The following is a 15781-nucleotide window of genomic DNA, read 5'->3' on the forward strand; positions in this document are numbered from 1 at the left end:
AACTTTTCCCTCCTTTTTATTTCTGCCGCTATGAAAACTCCGCTACTCCGCTTTGCTTCTGTTGGTTTATTGGCCCTGGGTCTGTTAGCTGGCTGCACCACTACCGTCCACATGCAGTCGTTGGCTCCGGCGGCCGTAACCATGCCCAGCAACATGGAGCGCATTGCCACGGCCAGCCGGGTGTTGCCGGAAAATGGCCGTGACAAGCTTTTCGATGTACTAGAGGGGGTATTTACCGGTGAGGGCCTGCTGGTTGACCGGGCCGGCACCGAAACCTGCGCCCTGAGTGTGGGCGAGGCCTTGATGCGCAACAGTCCGCGTTTCCGGGTAACACCGGCCAACCTGCAACTCGTAGGCCGCACCCGCGAGTTTTTTCTGCCTCCCCTGGCACCTGGCTACGTGCGGCAGGTGTGCGCCGAAACCCAGGTTGACGGCTTGGTAGTGCTGGAAGCATTCGACTCGGATATGCAGGTAACGCAGCGGCAGGAAGAACGCGTCATCAAGGAGAAAGATAAGCCCGACCGCAAGGTGGCGTTAACGGTGGCGGTGATGGAAATGCGCCTCGTAACGGGTTTTCGGACCTACGGACCCGATGGAACAGTGGTCGACCAGGCCAAGCAAGAGGACGGGATGCACTGGACCAGCGAAGGCCCTACTTATCAGGATGCCTTGCGCCAGCTGCCTCCGCCCGCCGACTGCATCCGGGAGCTGGCCGCCCGTATTGGCGACCAGTACGCCCGCCGAATTGCGCCTTCATATGTGAACCTGGCGCGTGAGGTGTACACGGCCACCCGCAAGGATGCCTACATGCAGCAGGCCAAACAAATAGTAAACGCCACCGACTGGGTGCAGGCGGCAGGGGCGTGGCAAAAAGCGGCCCAAAGCCCCGACTCCAAGGTGGCAGGCCGGGCCAACTACAACCTTGCCGTGTTTGAGGAGCTAAACAACCGCCTGCCCGAGGCCATAGCCTACGCCCGTAAGGCCGCATACACGCACCAGCTCAGGGCTGCCAGCGGCTATTTGCGCGAGCTGCAGCAGCGCCAGCAGGCCGAGCTGGTGGTATCGGAGCAGTTGCCGGGCGCCGCGGCCGACTAACGGTTTCACGGTTTGCTGGGGCGCTGCTGAGGTTTCGCAGCAGGAGGCTGATGCCGGGGTTTCAATTGCCAATCCATCTGCCTATCTTTGCGGCCCGTTTGCCTGCTGTGGGTGAGCGAATTTTCCTCCAAAGCACACTTTTATGAAAAGCCTCGAGATTGTAGGGTTTAAAAGAGCGAATCTCGGTAAGAAGGACGCCAAAGCGGTCCGCCTCGATTCGTACGTACCATGCGTACTGTACGGCGGCGCCGAGCAGGTTCACTTCTCCGTTCCGGCCATCCTGTTCCGCGAGTTGCTGTACACCCCCGAGGTGCACATCGTCGACCTCAACATTGAGGGTACCATGTACCGCGCCATCGTGCAGGACTCGCAGTTCCACCCCGTGAACGAAATGCTGCTGCACGTTGACTTCCTGGAGCTGCAGGAAGGCAAGGAAGTGAAAATGGAGGTTCCCGTGAAGTACGTAGGCGTATCGCCGGGCGTACTGGCCGGTGGCAAGCTGGTAAGCAAGCTCCGCAAAATCAAAGTAAAAGCTACGCCCGAAAACCTGCCCGACTCGGTGGAGGTGAACATTTCGGACCTGGCGCTGGGCAAGTCGATCAAAGTGAGTGCCGTAGAAGCCAAAGGCTATACCATCCTTAGCAGCCCCCAGGCTCCTATTGCTACTGTGGCCATCCCACGTGCCCTCAAAGGCACGCTGAACGCCGACAAATAAGGATCACGGATTAGCACGGATTTTAGCGGATTGCACGGATTTTGTAGTCGATTCGCTGGAATTGTTCCTATTTCGATTTTCATTAAAAGAGCCGCTCCACTATTGGAGCGGCTCTTTTGCTTTTTAGGTAACGGCTGCTTTGCGCAATGCCGCCTACTTTTGCGATGGGGAGCTTCCACGGATTCCCCGCACGGAGTCATCTACAAAATCCGTGCAATCCGTTAAAATCCGTGCTAATCCGTGATCCTGAGTTCGTGGTCTTTTTGATTTTATGCCTGGGCAACATCGGGCCCGAATACGCCGACACGCGGCATAACGTAGGCTTTATGGTGGCCGACTGGCTGGCCCGCAAGCACGAGGCCGCGCCCTGGCAGCTGGGTCGCCACGCCTTTACTACCGAGTTCAAGCACAAGGGCCGCCGGTTTGTGCTCGTGAAGCCCACCACCTACATGAACCTGAGCGGCAAGGCCGCCGCGCACTGGCTCAGCGCCCTCAAGCTCGAAAAGGCGCAGCTGCTGGTGGTAACCGACGACCTGGCCCTACCCTTCGGCAAGCTGCGGCTGAAAGCCAAAGGCTCGGCCGGCGGCCAGAACGGCCTTAAGCACATCCAGGAAACGCTGGGCACCGACGAGTACGCCCGCCTGCGCTTTGGCATCGACTCCAGCTTCGGCCGCGGCCGGCAGGTCGATTACGTGCTCAGCCCGTTCTCAGAGGATGAGCGAATTGATCTGGAAGGCCGCCTGGAAAAAGCCGGTGAGGCCGTGCTGGCTTTCGGGATGCAGGGCGTGGAGCGCGCCATGAACGTGGTGAATGTGAAGGCTGACGCCTAGAAGTACGATATTAGAAGTGAGAGGTGAGACTTTCGTGCTGATTGCCCAGCGGAACTAGGCAATCAGCACGAAAGTCTCACCTCTCACTTCTAATATCGTACTTCTAAAATTACGCTACGCCACCGAACTACCCGGCCGCACGGGGCTGCTGGGCTGCATGAGGCTAAGCACGCCGTCGGCGTTTTCGGCCATTAGCAGCATGCCTTGGCTCTGAATGCCCTTGATTTCGCGGGGTGCGAGATTGAGCAGTACCTGCACCTGCTGGCCCACTAGGGCCTCGGGCAGGAAGTGCTCGGCAATGCCCGATACAATGGTGTGGGGCTCGTCGAAACCTAAGTCCACGCTGAGTTTGAGCAGCTTTTTGGTTTTGGCGACCTTCTCGGCGGCTACGATGGTACCGATGCGTAAGTCCATCGTCTGGAACTGCTCGAAGCTGATGTCCTCCTTGGCGGGCGCGGCTACGGCGGCGGCCAGTTCGTTGGCTTTCTTGGTATCGAGCAACTTCTGAATCTGGGCTTCCACGGTGGCGTCTTCGATTTTGGTGAACAGCAGCGCGGCTTCGGCCAAGTGGTGGCCAGCGGGCAGGGCATCGGGGCGGCCGGCTTTGGGCCAGGTGCCTTTCTCGGCATTCAGCATGCGGCCGAGGCGGGCGGCGGCTTCGGGCAGGAAGGGTTCGAGCAGCGTTACGAAAGCGGCGGTAAGCTGCAGCGAAACGTGCAGCACGGTGCCGGTGCGGGCCTCGTCGGTTTTGATGAGCTTCCAGGGCTCCTGGTCGGCCAGGTACTTGTTGCCCAGGCGCGAGAGGTTCATCAGCTCATTCAGGGCGTCGCGGAAGCGGTAGTTGTCGATCAGCTCACCAATACGGGCCGGGAACTCCTGCAGCTGGCGCAGTACCTCTTCATCCTCGGGCGTGAAGCCGGCGCTGGCCGGTACCTGGCCACCGAAGAACTTGTGGGTGAGCACCACGGCCCGGTTCACGAAGTTGCCCAGGTTGGCCACCAGTTCGTTGTTGTTGCGGGCTTGAAAGTCCTTCCAGGTGAAGTCGTTGTCCTTGTTTTCAGGGGCGTTGGCGCAGAGCATGTAGCGTAGCACGTCGGCCTGGCCGGGGAAATCCTGCAGGTACTCGTGCAGCCACACGGCCCAGTTGCGGCTGGTGCTGATTTTGTCGCCTTCTAGGTTCAGGAACTCGTTAGCGGGCACATTATCGGGCAGGATATAGTCGCCGTGGGCCTTGAGCATCGTGGGGAAGATGATGCAGTGGAACACGATGTTGTCTTTGCCGATGAAGTGCACCAGCTTCGTGCCGCTGTCTTTCCAGTAGGTTTCCCAGGTGTCGGGCAGCAGCTCTTTGGTGGCCGAAATGTAGCCGATGGGCGCATCGAACCAGACGTACAGTACTTTGCCCTCGCCACCGGACACCGGCACGGGCACGCCCCAGTCGAGGTCGCGCGTCACGGCGCGGGGCAGCAGGCCCTGGTCGATCCAAGACTTACACTGGCCATACACGTTGGCTTTCCAGTCGTGCTTGTGGCCCTCCACAATCCACTCGCGCAGCCAGGGCTCGTACTGGTCGAGGGGCAGGTACCAGTGTTTGGTTTCGCGCAGCACGGGGTGGTTGCCGCTCAGCATGGAGCGCGGGTTGATGAGTTCGGTGGGCGAAAGCGAGGTGCCGCACTTCTCGCACTGGTCGCCGTAGGCGTTGTCGTTGCCACAGTTGGGGCAGGTGCCCACGATGTAGCGGTCGGCCAGAAACTGGTCGGCCTGCTCATCATAATACTGCTCCGATACCTGCTCGATAAACTTGTCTTCGGCGTGCAGCTTCTTGAAAAAGTCGCTGGCCGTTTCGGCGTGCACGCTGGAGGACGTACGCGAATAGATATCGAACGACACGCCAAAGTCGCGGAACGAGTCGCCGATGAGGGCGTGGTACTTATCCACGACCTGCTGCGGGGTGACGCCTTCCTTCTGGGCCCGGATGGTGATGGGCACGCCGTGCTCGTCGGAGCCGCAAATGAACTTGACGTCGCGCTGCTGGGCGCGCAGGTAGCGCACGTAAATGTCGGCGGGCAGGTACACGCCGGCTAGGTGGCCGATGTGCACGGGGCCGTTGGCGTAAGGCAACGCGGCCGTTACAGTGTAGCGTTGGGGCAAGTCAGGCATAAGCAGAAGGGAAAGTCGGCGGGTAGAAAGCGGCCACAGGAAGCCAGCTGGCCGCGGGGGTGCAAAGGAACGAGTAAAACAGGCAACCCCACAGGCCCCAGGCCCAGCACAGGGCCCTGCTTGGCAAGTTAGGGCAGGAAGAAGGAGGGCAAATCCAACCGGTAGCGCAACAGGCCGTATCTACTCATACTCTTTTCTTTTTCAACATTTTCTGATTCCACTATGAGCAAGTCCTCCAAAGAAAAGTCGGCTAAAAAAGACAAGCCGAAAAAAGAAAAGACCGGCAAAAAAGACAAAGCGCCTAAAGTGCTAAAAGACCCTGCCGAGAAAGCACAGGCCAAGGCTGCCAAAGCACAGCTGAAAGCAGATAAAGCGGCTTCGAAAAGCTTGAAAACTCAGCAGGCAGGCAAAAATAATGGCCAGAAAAAGGCACTGCAAAAAGCCGCCAAACAATTGCAGAAGGAGCTGGATGCCCGCATAAACGAGGTGGTAAAACGCATTCGTAAGGATACCAAAACCAAGCTGCGGGAAGTGGTGAAAGATGCTACCCGCCGCCTCGACACCGATATGGAGCACCTCTTCGAGCAGGCTCTGCATACCATTGTACGCGGCCAGGAGTCGGGTACGCAGGCTGGGGCCGACAGCATTGCGGCCACAGCCGACCCGGGCACGCTGCCCGAGGCTGAAGCCGTTGCGAAGACGCCGGCCACCACGCGCCGCAGCTCTACCAGTTCGGCCGGTAGCTCGGGTACCAAGCCCGCAGCCAAAACCAGCCGCGCTACTACTACCAGGGCAACCGCAGCCAAAACCGGCACTACAGCCAGCCGCTCGCGTGCCGCCAAAAACCCCACAGCAGCTACCGACCCAGATTCGCCCACAACAGGCACAGATTCGTAGGCCTGCCCATAATGGTGAGAGGCCCAACGGCCCGCTGCAACAAGACAGCGGGCCGTTGGGCCTCTCACCATTATGAGCAAAGGGGTGCTTACACGCTACGGAAGCCGCAGTGTATCGGCGGGAGCTCCTTTCACACGGCGCAGGCGGGTTTCGGGCGTAGCGGTGTTGTTGTTATCGTCATTGAGGCTCTCAGGGTTCTTCTGCGAGTTGATGCCACTGGCTTGCTCGCCGAGCCTAACCCGACCGGGCGTGGCATCGGGTGTAGCGCCGCCGTACCCGGCATTGCTGTTGTAGGCGGCCTGCCGGTCGGCATCGGTTACGATGCGGCCGGGCACGCGCCGTACGCTGGCCTCCTCGCTACGGGTTTCCTGCGAGGTGGTACACCCGGCAAGCAGCAGGGCGGCGGGCAGTAAAAGGCGAAACACAACGGCGGCGGTATGCATGAGAGCAGGAAAAAGGAGCTGGCCCGGAGTGGGGCAGCTCTTTTGCTAACGACCAGAGGCAGGTGAGGTTGGCTTGGCTAGCACCTTTTTGCAGCCCTGCCCTGATTCCATCCCATACGGCCACCCGGACGCTCATACCGCTCATGGCAGTTGTTTCCGCTTCAGCCCAGCGCCGGGGCAAGTCGTTGCACAGGTTGCGCAGAAGTAGAAAGGCATCCGTTGCGTCCTGCCAGGGCACCAGAAGGCTATACAAAACGGCCCACCGGCACAGATTGCCGGCGGGCCGTTTTAAGCAACGTGGTTTCGTTATCAGATGTACACCGATAACCGGGCGCTTATTCGGCCTTTTTGAAGGTCATGCCGTACGAATCCATGCAATAGCGCAGGCCGGTGGGCTTGGGCCCATCGTTGAAGACATGGCCCAGGTGGCCGCCGCACTTAGCGCATACCAGCCCATCGCGGCTCATGCCGTAGCTATTGTCGGTTACAATTTTGAGGCTGCTGTTGGCGGCCGGCGCCCAGAAGCTGGGCCAGCCAGTACCCGACTCAAACTTGGTTTCCGAAGAGAATAGCAGGTTGCCATCGGCGGCGCAGTAATAGTTGCCCTTCTCGTGGTTGTCGTTATAAGGGTTATCAAACGGCTTTTCGGTGCCGTGCTCGCGCAGGATGAAATACTGCTCGGCAGTGAGCTGCTTTTTCCACTCGGCGTCCGTTTTCTGAATCGGGAATTCGCCGGGTTTACCCGTCATGGGCTGCGGCTTCGGATACTCCTTGCCTGCCGCAGAAGCTGTTGTGGTCGGGCGGGCCGAATCGACGGCATCCATCTTGGTGTCGCGGGAGCTGGTCTGCGAGCAGGCGGTGTTGAAGGTGGCCGCCGAGAGCAGCAAAATCAGGAGAGAAGAGCGCATGTGATGAGTATTTTTCTGAAAAAGAAAGCCGTTCGTTTTAGGCGGCAGACAGATAACATACGCAGGCCGCAGACGGTTCGGTTGGGGGCTGGCCGGGCCTGCAGGGCCATTATATTTAACTGCCTGTCGGCCCACCAGTTGGCCACTGCTGCTGGCTTACTCCCTGATAATTAACCAGCCGCCTGAACTTACGCTCAATAATGCGTACATTTGCACCCGCAAAAACCCCTGTATGCAGAACATTCGGAATATCGCCATCATTGCGCACGTTGACCACGGCAAGACCACGCTCGTGGACAAGATTATCCACGCCTCGAAGCTGTTCGACGAACATCAGCAGTTCGACGACCTCATCCTCGACAACAACGACCTGGAGCGTGAGCGGGGCATTACCATCGTCTCGAAAAACGTATCGGTTCGGTACAAAGACGTTAAAATCAACATCATCGACACGCCTGGTCACGCCGACTTCGGTGGCGAGGTGGAGCGCGTACTGAAAATGGCCGACGGCGTACTGCTGCTCGTCGATGCCTTCGAAGGTGCCATGCCCCAGACCCGCTTCGTGCTGGGCAAAGCCATCGACCTGGGCCTGAAGCCCATCGTGGTGGTGAACAAAGTAGACAAAGAGAACTGCCGGCCCGACGAGGTGCACGAGCAGGTATTCGACCTTATGTTCAACCTCGGTGCCAGCGAAGACCAGCTGGACTTCGTAACGCTGTACGGCTCTTCGAAGCAGGGCTGGATGAGCACCGACTGGAAAGTAAAAACCGACAGCATCATTCCGCTGCTCGACGCCGTAGTGGCATCTATTCCGGCTGCTCCTACCCTGGAGGGCACGCCCCAGATGCAGATTACCTCGCTCGACTACTCGTCGTTCGTGGGCCGCATCGGCATCGGCCGCGTACACCGCGGTACGCTGAAGGAAGGCGCCAACATGAGCCTCGTGAAGCGCGACGGCACCATCAAGAAGGTAAAAATCAAGGAGCTGCAGGTGTTCGAAGGTTTGGGCCGCACGAAAGTAGCCGAGGTTAGCTCGGGCGAAATCTGCGCCGTAACGGGCATCGAAGGCTTCGACATCGGCGACACGCTGGCCGACGCCGAAAACCCCGAGGGCCTGTCGGTTATCAGCATCGACGAGCCGACGATGAACATGCTGTTCACCATCAACAACTCGCCCTTCTTCGGTAAGGAAGGCAAGTTCGTGACCTCGCGCCACCTGCGCGACCGTTTGTTCAAGGAGACCGAGAAAAACCTGGCTCTGCGCGTGAAGGAAACCGACCGTGAGGACAGCTTCCTGGTGTACGGCCGGGGCATTCTGCACTTGTCGGTACTCATCGAGACCATGCGTCGCGAAGGGTTCGAGCTGCAGGTTGGCCAGCCGCAGGTATTGTTCCAGGAAGACGAGAAAGGCAACCGTTTGGAGCCGATTGAGCACTTGGTAGTGGACGTGCCCGAGACGACGGCCGGCAAGGTAATCGAGCTGGTAACGATGCGCAAAGGTGAGCTGACCATCATGGAGCCTAAGGGCGACCTGCAGCACCTGGAGTTCAACATCCCGGCCCGGGGCCTGATCGGCCTGCGGAACAACGTGCTGACCGCCACCGCTGGTGAGGCCATCATGAACCACCGCTTCTCGGCTTACGAGCCGCACAAGGGCGTGATTCCGGGCCGTATTGCCGGTTCGCTGATTTCGATGGATACGGGCGTTGGTACGGCCTACACCATCGACAAGATGCAGGACCGTGGTGAGTTCTTCGTTGATCCGGGAGAAGAGGTGTACGCCGGCCAGGTTATCGGCGAGCACACCCGCCCGAACGATTTGACCATCAACATCCAGAAGGGCAAGAAGCTCACGAACATGCGGGCGTCGGGTACCGACGATAACGCCAAGATTGTTCCGAAGCGTCAGTTCTCGCTGGAAGAAGCCATGGAATACATCCAGAAGGATGAGTACCTGGAGGTAACGCCCAAGTCGATCCGGATGCGTAAGATCCTGCTCGACGAAAACGAGCGTCTTCGTTCGGCCAAGAAAGTTGACTAGTTGTTAGTCAATTGATTTAAAAAAAGGAGGGCAGCCAGTGGCTGCCCTCCTTTTTTGTGTCTGTCTGAGCTTACCTACTTTTATAAAAAAGCTATTCACAAAGTACCTGAAATCAGAACGTCATGCTGAGCATAGCCGAAGCATCCCTACCGCTTCGTTGCAATGGTAATCCAACGAAGCGGTAGAGATGCTTCGGCAAGCTCAGCATGACGTTCTGTTGACTTTCCAAGCAGCTTCAACAACCGCTTCTCTTTCCAACCACTTCCACCCACCAGCATGCATCCTGAACTCCTGGCTTTTATAAACATCTTCACTCTGGGTGACACTGCGCCAACTCAGCGGCTGGCCGGCCGGCTGGACCTGGTGCTGACCGATACAGCGGGCTATGCGGCACAGTTTGCGGAGGAGCTGGCCGAACGCGGCATAGAAGAGGAACTACCGCCCCAGGAATTGCGCGACATTGCCCTGCTTGATGCGCTGCTGGCCGAAGATCTGGCCGTGGAATGTGACTGGACAGAAACTGCCGGCGAGATACTGAGCAACCTGAACCACGTGCTGGCCCGGCAAGGGCGTGCCCCAGTACCGGAAACGCCGGGTATAGGCGCCGATGAAGACCTCGGACCAGAGCAACTGGACCTCGTGCAGGATACCCTGGAGCCACTCGGATTGGCCTTAGTAATGTTCGACCTCGACGGCGACTCATATCCGCTGAGCGTGGTAGCGCAGGAGCAGGCCGAAGAGTTGGCTACACAGGCGCAACAGCTGGGCTTTAAGCTGCACCAGTGGTAGCCTGGCCAACCGCAGGCTTAGCCTAACCGGGGGCACACAGAACCACGCAGCAGGATGCCCGGAGCGCGAAGGCCCGCTGGCTGCCTGAGCGTTAGGCCGATGTTGGCACTGCGTTATAACCGTTCGGTGCTGCTACGGTTTCTTCGTTCCAGACTTCCCGCTTCGTTCTCGCCCCGTGCCCTCCACCCCTCCTACTTCCCGCCGCCTGCCGCTGATGCGGCAGCGCTGGAGCAACCTGCTGTTTGCCCACTGGCCGGTGCCGCCCGACTTGCTACGGCCTTACCTGCCGGCCCGCCTGGAGCTGGATTTGTTTGAGGGCCAGGCCTGGCTGGGCGTGGTACCCTTCACGATGAGCCATATCCGGCCGCTGGGGCTGCCGGCCGTGCCGGGCCTGAGCGCGCTGCACGAGCTGAACGTGCGCACCTACGCCCGCCTCGATGGAGTGCCGGGTGTCTGGTTTATTTCGCTCGATGCCACCCAGCCGCTGGGGGTGTGGGCGGCCCGTACGCTGTTTCACCTGCCCTACCTGCACGCCCGCATGACGCTCACCGAAACCAACGGCCAGCTAAGAACCGTAGCCGAGCGCACGCACCGGGGAGCAGCACCCGCCAGCTTCGCCGCCGCCTGGACGCCTGGCGCGGCCTTGCCCATAGCCCGGCCGGGCACGCTGGCCCACTTCCTTACCGAACGCTACCTGCTGTATACGGCTGGCCCCGACGTGCGCGCCGGCCACCACGGGCCGCAACTGTGGCGTGGGCAGCTCTGGCACGAGCCCTGGCAGCTGCACGAGGCCACACTGCAGGAATGGAACTCAACACTGCTCGAAAGCCACGGCCTTCCCACGCCTGCCGGCCCGCCCCTGCTGTACGCCGCTGCCCCACTCGACGTGACGGTGCAGAGCCTGCGCCGCGTGTAACCCGGGCTGGCTAATGGCGCACCTCGAACTGCGCGTAGCCCTGGACCTCACCGGCTGTTACCTCCACCTTGTCTACGCGGGCTGTGGGCGGACCACCCTGTCGGCACCAGCTTTCCAGCGCGTCCAGCGCCTCAGTCGGACCTTCGGCCTCAATGGTTACGGTACCGTTGGGGTTGTTGCGGGCGTAACCGGTCAGGCCCAGCTGGCGCGCCTGTTGCCGGGTGCTCTGGCGGAAAAATACGCCCTGCACGCGGCCCTGTACTAGAAATGTGCGGTGTTCAGTCGTCATGTATTTCTAGAGGAACACTGCCGGCCGGTAGCACGTCGGCAGCTCGGTTGAAGGGGCCAAACAGCCCGTTTGGCCGCCGCTAGTTATCGGACGTGGAATTTGTAGCCGGAGTTGCGAAGCCTTCGGTAGTTTAGCGCATGCACCCTTCGTATTTCTACCTAGCGACGATACTTCTACCCTTTCTGGCAACAGTAGTGGCCCTGCTTGCAGGAGGCCGGCTGCGGCTGGCCTGCGTGTGGGGCAGCCGCCTGCTGCTGGGCGCGCTCATGCTCGGCGGCGGCCTCTACAAGCTCTCCGACAACCACCTGCCTGGCCTGATGGGCCCGCCTATGGACCACGCTTTTCTGGCCCGGCATCAGTTGGAACTGTTTGCCCGGTTTATTGGCATGGCGCAACTGTTGATTGGCTTACTGCTTCTGACGGGCCGGTTTGCGCTGCTGGGGGCCCTGCTGCTGGTGCCCATGTGGCTCAACATCATCTTCCTCACCTGGTCGCAAAACTGGCTGGGCACGCCCCTGCTCACTACCGGCTTCCTGGTCCTGACGGTTGGGCTGCTGCTCCACGACTATCAACGGCTCAAGCTCCTGTTTTACCCGCCCCAACAGACCGAGGAATTGCGCGCATTGCCGTTGCGTACGGCCGGCCTGGGCCCCGAAATTTTCTGGTGGCTGGCGCTGGGCATAACGCTGGGCGGCGCGTTGCTCTACCCCATTTCGCTGGGTGTTATGGTGGGCGTAATGGCCCTTGGAGGTGTGCTGCTGCTTGTGGGCACCTGGTGGAGTTGGCGGCGCAGCCGGCCATAGGCGGCTACATGCGTTGGCGCACGGCCTCAAACGTGAGGATGGCGGTGGCGGTGCTCACGTTGAGCGAATCGATGTAGCCCTGCATCGGGATGATAATGGTTTGGTCGCAGGCCTGCATGAGTTCGGGGGTGAGGCCGTCGGCTTCGGTGCCCATTACCAGGGCCGTGGGGCCGCGAAAGTCGCAGCTGGTGTAAGGCACGGCCCGCTCGGTGAGGGCGGCGGCATAGGTACGGATACCGTAGGCGGCGCACCAGGCCAGCAGCTCGGGGCGCGAGGTAGCCACGGTAGGCACTGTAAACGAGCAGCCGATGCTGCTGCGGATGGCGTTGGGGTTAAACAGGTCGGTGCGCGGGTCGCAGACGATGACGGCCGTGGCCCGGGCCGCGTCGGCAGTGCGCAGAATGGCCCCTAGGTTGCCGGGCTTCTCTACGGCTTCGAGCACCAATAGCAGCGGGTTTTGGGGCAACACGAGGCTTTCGAGGGTGTGGTGGGGCGGGCGGGCCAGGGCCAGTACACCGTCGGAGCCTTCGCGGTAGGCTACTTTCCCGAATACGGCCTTCGACACAGACACCCACTCGGTGTCGGAGCCGGCAAACAGGGCCTGTAGTTCGGCTTCGTGGGCGGGGCCGGCTAGCTCGGCGCACACAAACACGGTGGGCACCGCTACCCCATTGGCCCGGGCAATGGTCAGCTCGCGCAGCCCCTCAATGATGGTGAGGCCCTGGCTGCGGCGCTCAGCCGATTTTTGCTGGAGCCGCAGCAAATTTTTGATGCGCGGGTTCTGGGGCGAAGTGATGGCGTCGGAAGCAAACATAAGCAGGCAAAGCAGCCGGCAGAATGCGCCGGGCGGTGCCAAAGATAGGCAGACCGCCCGTCGGAGGCAGCTCCAGACATTCAGCGGGCTCCGCACCCCGGGCAACCCGGCATGAATATAGCGGGGCTACTGCCCGCGGGGCTGGTACCTGACCGGCGGCTCTGCCGGGAGGATAGAACAGGGCTCTATCCATATTTTCGGGCTTTCTACGTTATTTGCTTTTATGCTGCTTCGATTTCTTCCTCTGATGGCGCTGAGCGCCCTTGCACAACCGGCGCTGGCCCAGCAAACACCCCGCGAGCTGAGCACAGTACCCGCCCCCACCCCACCCGATACCACCCGTCCGGCAGCCCCGCCCGTGCTGGCCCCGGCCCCCACGGCGCCGGCCCCCGACCCACGCCAGGCACCACTGCCGCCCGCCAACACCACCAGCTACAGCGTGGGCCTGAAATCGGGCCAGGTACTGCGCGGCTACGACGTGGAAGTTCGTAGTCCGGTGTTCGGGCGTACTTTTCTGCTCATTGATGGCCAGCAAAAGCTCGACCTTAACGATGTGCGCTACTACGAAGACCAGAGCGGGTTTTACGTGCGCACTACCCTGCCCGGCCGCAGCAAGCGCGAAAGCACCCTGCGCCGCGACCGGGTGGGCCGCATCAGCCTGTACTCCATCACGCAACAGCAGTACAGCAACAACGGCTTCGGGCCCGGCGGCTACAGCCCGTATGGGTACAACCCCTACGGCTACGGCGGTTTTGGCGGTTACCGCACGGTGCGCAACGAGTATTTCAGCAAAGACAACGGCCCGATTGAGGACCTGAGCATCCGCAACCTGCAGCTGGCTACCACCGACAACGCCGGTGCTCAGCAGCTGCTGGCCAGTGCGCGCCGCTACCAAACCTTCACCACGCTCAGCTACGTGGGCGCGGGCGGGCTGCTGCTGGCGGGCGTGCTCTCCAGCTTTGGCGGCAGCAACGGCTTCTCGGTGTCGCCGCTGATGTATGCGGCCATTCCGCTGGCCATTGTTCCGCTGGCCATCGGAGGCAAGTCGCAGAACAACGTTAAGCAGGCCGTGCTTCTGTACAACACCGGCCGGTAGGAATTATTTAGGGAATGAACGTCCTGCTGAGCGCAATCGAAGCATCTTTACCGCAGTGGTAAACCCACTATAGAATACTATTGCGGGAGAGATGCTTCGACTGCGCTCAGCAGGACAATTACCAACTCAGGTCCGCACAACTGCCAACGCAAGCCTACGTAGGAAAGCGGGTGAAAAATTCCGCTACTGCTGCTACTGAATCTGCGCTGGCCGAACGCCAGGAACTGGCCTCGTGGGCCCACGCCAGGCTTTGCGCCGAATATGGCTGTCCGGTGGCGTTTTTTGCGACCAAAGACCCGCTCAGCGAGCTAATAAGCTCTTTGCTTTCCCACCGCACCCGCAACCAGGATTCGCACCGGGCCTACCAGCAGCTCCGGGCCCGCTTTCCGAGCTGGGATGAGGTGCGCGATGCGCCAACGGCCGAGGTCGAAGCCGCCATCAGCCCCTGTACCTGGCCCGAGCAAAAGGCGCCACGGCTCCAACAGATTCTGCGCGAAGTAGGCCAGCGCTGCGCCGGCGGCCCCTGCGACCTGGCGTTTCTGGCCGATTTGCCCATTCCGGAGGCGCGGGCCTGGCTGGAGCAGCTGCCTGGCGTGGGGCCCAAAACCAGCGCCGCCGTGCTCCTGTTCAGCACCCTGCGCCGCCCAGCCATGCCCGTCGATAGCCACCACCACCGCGTGGCGCAACGCCTGGGTCTGATAGGCCCCAAGGTGGGCGAGGCGGCGGCCCACAAGCAGTTGGCGGCCCTGCTGCCCGCCAACTGGGACGCCCAGCAGGTGTACGACCACCACGAAGTGTTCATGTTTCATGGCCAGAAATGCTGCTACTTCCACACGCCCGCCTGCGGCCGCTGCACGCTACTGGAGCGCTGCCCCTTCGGGCAGGCCCGGGTGCAGGGCTAAAGCAGCACGTTAGCAGCCAGCCGGCTCGTTGTCGCGTTCAGCAGCTGAGGTTGATTCATGCTACCTTGCTACCTTACCGCATTGCTATTGGGGTAGCGCAAGAGTTGGAACAGAAATTCCCGTTAAGCCCATTTGCTTACCAAAAAAAGGCTGATTTGTCTCAATAAGTCAACTATCCAAGCTGCAAGGAGCCTTTGATTGGTGAGATGACCAAAAGCTACAAGCCAGCGTAGCCGGAACGGGTGTTCTCAAAAATAGCCTCGGTAGCGCAAAAACGCCCGTTTCCTGAGACACCCCGACCTGCGTCCGAATCCGCCGCAGCTCTAACGGGAATTTCTGTTCTTACTCTTGCGCTATCCCCTATTCTACTTCCCCACCGTTTACCCATCACCTTAAATGCAACAAACGTACGGCCTGCCCGCCCTGGTTTCCATCTTCGTGCCCGGTTTGGGCCAGCTCATCAAGGGTCAGTTTCTGAAGGCCTTTCTGATCTGGGCTGTCGGCGGTACCGTTGGCTTTCTGCTGTCCTGGACGCTTATCGTCCCCTTTCTCATCTGGGCCTGGAATGTGTACGACGCCTATAACTCGCCCGCCTAAGTTTTGCCCGTTCTGCATCTGAAAGCCAGGCCCAACGCCCGCCAAAACCAGCTGGCCGTTGCCCCCGACGGCACCGTTACCGTCCGGCTGCATGCCCCGGCCCAGGATGGCAAAGCCAACGCCTGCCTGCTGGTATATCTGGCAGAAGTGTTTGGCGTGAGCAAATCCAGCCTTACACTGCTCAGCGGCCACACGGCACCCTTCAAAAAGGTGGAAATCGGGGGTCTTTCAGAGGCGGATTTTCGGGCAGTGCTGGGTAGGTTTGGCACTTAGCCGGCCAGGAAATCAGACAGCGGCCTGGTGGAGTTTTCCCGGCTGAGCTGCTGAAGCTGTTTAGAAAGTCAAGAGGACGTCATGCTGAGCGAAGTCGAGGCATCCTTACCCCTTCGTTTTGGTCGTTTAACGAAGCGGTAGAGATGCTTCGACTTCGCTCAGCATGACGTCCAAATTGATTTCTGGCACTTCCTAAGTAGTCATGCAAAAGTA

The 15781-nt window shown here is 60.3% G+C and carries 17 protein-coding genes; 12 read left to right on the forward strand and 5 right to left on the reverse strand.

The genetic code is table 11. From position 1 onward, the window contains the following. Positions 1 to 30 precede the first annotated feature (30 nt). The 3 genes from J7E24_RS16860 (at position 31) to pth (ending at position 2640) form a co-directional block, all read left to right on the forward strand. Complete coding sequence (locus J7E24_RS16860) at positions 31 to 1095, forward strand: DUF6340 family protein (RefSeq protein ID WP_215139286.1); 1065 nt, start codon at positions 31 to 33, stop codon at positions 1093 to 1095. Between the two features lie 142 nt (positions 1096 to 1237). After that, a complete protein-coding gene (locus tag J7E24_RS16865; protein ID WP_215139287.1) occupies positions 1238 to 1810 on the forward strand; it encodes a 50S ribosomal protein L25/general stress protein Ctc in 573 nt (190 codons plus the stop codon). Positions 1811 to 2064: 254 nt separating this feature from the next. Continuing rightward, positions 2065 to 2640, forward strand: a complete 576-nt coding sequence (gene pth / locus J7E24_RS16870) for an aminoacyl-tRNA hydrolase (protein WP_215139302.1) — start codon at positions 2065 to 2067, stop codon at positions 2638 to 2640. Positions 2641 to 2754: 114 nt separating this feature from the next. Here the strand turns inward: pth and metG are convergent, their stop codons facing one another. Next, positions 2755 to 4800: a methionine--tRNA ligase gene (metG, locus tag J7E24_RS16875; RefSeq protein ID WP_215139288.1), complete on the reverse strand. Its 2046-nt coding sequence runs from the start codon at positions 4798 to 4800 to the stop codon at positions 2755 to 2757. 222 nt (positions 4801 to 5022) lie between these two features. Between metG and J7E24_RS16880 the strand changes: the two genes are divergently transcribed. Next, on the forward strand, positions 5023 to 5697 hold the full coding sequence (locus J7E24_RS16880) for a hypothetical protein (RefSeq protein ID WP_215139289.1): 675 nt from the start codon (positions 5023 to 5025) through the stop codon (positions 5695 to 5697). 95 nt (positions 5698 to 5792) lie between these two features. On the opposite strand, the gene J7E24_RS16885 is transcribed toward J7E24_RS16880, so the two are convergent. Together J7E24_RS16885 and msrB are read right to left on the reverse strand one after the other, a co-directional pair. After that, positions 5793 to 6140: a hypothetical protein gene (locus J7E24_RS16885; RefSeq protein ID WP_215139290.1), complete on the reverse strand. Its 348-nt coding sequence runs from the start codon at positions 6138 to 6140 to the stop codon at positions 5793 to 5795. A gap of 335 nt (positions 6141 to 6475) precedes the next feature. Further along, on the reverse strand, positions 6476 to 7048 hold the full coding sequence (msrB, locus tag J7E24_RS16890) for a peptide-methionine (R)-S-oxide reductase MsrB (protein ID WP_215139291.1): 573 nt from the start codon (positions 7046 to 7048) through the stop codon (positions 6476 to 6478). 232 nt (positions 7049 to 7280) lie between these two features. Between msrB and typA the strand changes: the two genes are divergently transcribed. The 3 genes from typA (at position 7281) to J7E24_RS16905 (ending at position 10794) form a co-directional block, all read left to right on the forward strand. Then, positions 7281 to 9089 carry a translational GTPase TypA gene (typA, locus tag J7E24_RS16895; RefSeq protein WP_215139292.1) on the forward strand — a complete coding sequence of 603 codons (1809 nt, stop codon included), beginning with the start codon at positions 7281 to 7283 and terminating at the stop codon, positions 9087 to 9089. A gap of 276 nt (positions 9090 to 9365) precedes the next feature. Then, the gene (locus J7E24_RS16900) at positions 9366 to 9878 is read left to right on the forward strand and encodes a DUF6630 family protein (protein ID WP_215139293.1); all 513 of its coding nucleotides are present in this window, start codon (positions 9366 to 9368) and stop codon (positions 9876 to 9878) included. Positions 9879 to 10053: 175 nt separating this feature from the next. Next, complete coding sequence (locus J7E24_RS16905) at positions 10054 to 10794, forward strand: YqjF family protein (RefSeq protein ID WP_215139294.1); 741 nt, start codon at positions 10054 to 10056, stop codon at positions 10792 to 10794. Between the two features lie 10 nt (positions 10795 to 10804). Here the strand turns inward: J7E24_RS16905 and J7E24_RS16910 are convergent, their stop codons facing one another. Further along, entirely contained in the window at positions 10805 to 11083 is a 279-nt protein-coding gene (locus J7E24_RS16910; RefSeq protein WP_215139295.1) for an acylphosphatase, read from the reverse strand. 137 nt (positions 11084 to 11220) lie between these two features. Between J7E24_RS16910 and J7E24_RS16915 the strand changes: the two genes are divergently transcribed. Beyond that, positions 11221 to 11886 (forward strand): DoxX family membrane protein, encoded by a 666-nt coding sequence (locus J7E24_RS16915; RefSeq protein WP_215139296.1) that lies wholly within the window; start codon positions 11221 to 11223, stop codon positions 11884 to 11886. 4 nt (positions 11887 to 11890) lie between these two features. Here the strand turns inward: J7E24_RS16915 and J7E24_RS16920 are convergent, their stop codons facing one another. Beyond that, on the reverse strand, positions 11891 to 12700 hold the full coding sequence (locus J7E24_RS16920) for a TrmH family RNA methyltransferase (protein ID WP_215139297.1): 810 nt from the start codon (positions 12698 to 12700) through the stop codon (positions 11891 to 11893). 223 nt (positions 12701 to 12923) lie between these two features. Here J7E24_RS16920 and J7E24_RS16925 point away from each other — a divergent pair, with 223 nt between their 5' ends. From J7E24_RS16925 to J7E24_RS16940, 4 genes are all read left to right on the forward strand, one after another. Further along, positions 12924 to 13796, forward strand: coding sequence for a hypothetical protein (locus J7E24_RS16925; RefSeq protein WP_215139298.1), 873 nt, complete (start codon positions 12924 to 12926; stop codon positions 13794 to 13796). 170 nt (positions 13797 to 13966) lie between these two features. Then, positions 13967 to 14698, forward strand: a complete 732-nt coding sequence (locus J7E24_RS16930; RefSeq protein ID WP_317195682.1) for a Fe-S cluster assembly protein HesB — start codon at positions 13967 to 13969, stop codon at positions 14696 to 14698. A gap of 396 nt (positions 14699 to 15094) precedes the next feature. Next, positions 15095 to 15295, forward strand: a complete 201-nt coding sequence (locus tag J7E24_RS16935; protein ID WP_215139299.1) for a hypothetical protein — start codon at positions 15095 to 15097, stop codon at positions 15293 to 15295. 3 nt (positions 15296 to 15298) lie between these two features. Further along, on the forward strand, positions 15299 to 15568 hold the full coding sequence (locus J7E24_RS16940) for a DUF167 domain-containing protein (protein ID WP_215139300.1): 270 nt from the start codon (positions 15299 to 15301) through the stop codon (positions 15566 to 15568). Positions 15569 to 15781: the final 213 nt, after the last annotated feature.

The organism is Hymenobacter sp. ISL-91 (genome assembly GCF_018613725.1).
GTDB lineage: Bacteria > Bacteroidota > Bacteroidia > Cytophagales > Hymenobacteraceae > Hymenobacter.

Bases quoted from the DNA above. Each gene is read 5' to 3' on its own strand.
- J7E24_RS16880 (WP_215139289.1), top strand. From the start codon at position 5,023: ATGAGCAAGTCCTCCAAAGAAAAGTCGGCTAAAAAAGACAAGCCGAAA.
- metG (WP_215139288.1), bottom strand. From the start codon at position 4,800: ATGCCTGACTTGCCCCAACGCTACACTGTAACGGCCGCGTTGCCTTAC.
- typA (WP_215139292.1), top strand. From the start codon at position 7,281: ATGCAGAACATTCGGAATATCGCCATCATTGCGCACGTTGACCACGGC.
- J7E24_RS16900 (WP_215139293.1), top strand. From the start codon at position 9,366: ATGCATCCTGAACTCCTGGCTTTTATAAACATCTTCACTCTGGGTGAC.
- J7E24_RS16910 (WP_215139295.1), bottom strand. From the start codon at position 11,083: ATGACGACTGAACACCGCACATTTCTAGTACAGGGCCGCGTGCAGGGC.
- J7E24_RS16925 (WP_215139298.1), top strand. From the start codon at position 12,924: ATGCTGCTTCGATTTCTTCCTCTGATGGCGCTGAGCGCCCTTGCACAA.
- J7E24_RS16865 (WP_215139287.1), top strand. From the start codon at position 1,238: ATGAAAAGCCTCGAGATTGTAGGGTTTAAAAGAGCGAATCTCGGTAAG.
- J7E24_RS16915 (WP_215139296.1), top strand. From the start codon at position 11,221: ATGCACCCTTCGTATTTCTACCTAGCGACGATACTTCTACCCTTTCTG.
- J7E24_RS16935 (WP_215139299.1), top strand. From the start codon at position 15,095: ATGCAACAAACGTACGGCCTGCCCGCCCTGGTTTCCATCTTCGTGCCC.
- msrB (WP_215139291.1), bottom strand. From the start codon at position 7,048: ATGCGCTCTTCTCTCCTGATTTTGCTGCTCTCGGCGGCCACCTTCAAC.
- J7E24_RS16860 (WP_215139286.1), top strand. From the start codon at position 31: ATGAAAACTCCGCTACTCCGCTTTGCTTCTGTTGGTTTATTGGCCCTG.
- J7E24_RS16920 (WP_215139297.1), bottom strand. From the start codon at position 12,700: ATGTTTGCTTCCGACGCCATCACTTCGCCCCAGAACCCGCGCATCAAA.
- J7E24_RS16885 (WP_215139290.1), bottom strand. From the start codon at position 6,140: ATGCATACCGCCGCCGTTGTGTTTCGCCTTTTACTGCCCGCCGCCCTG.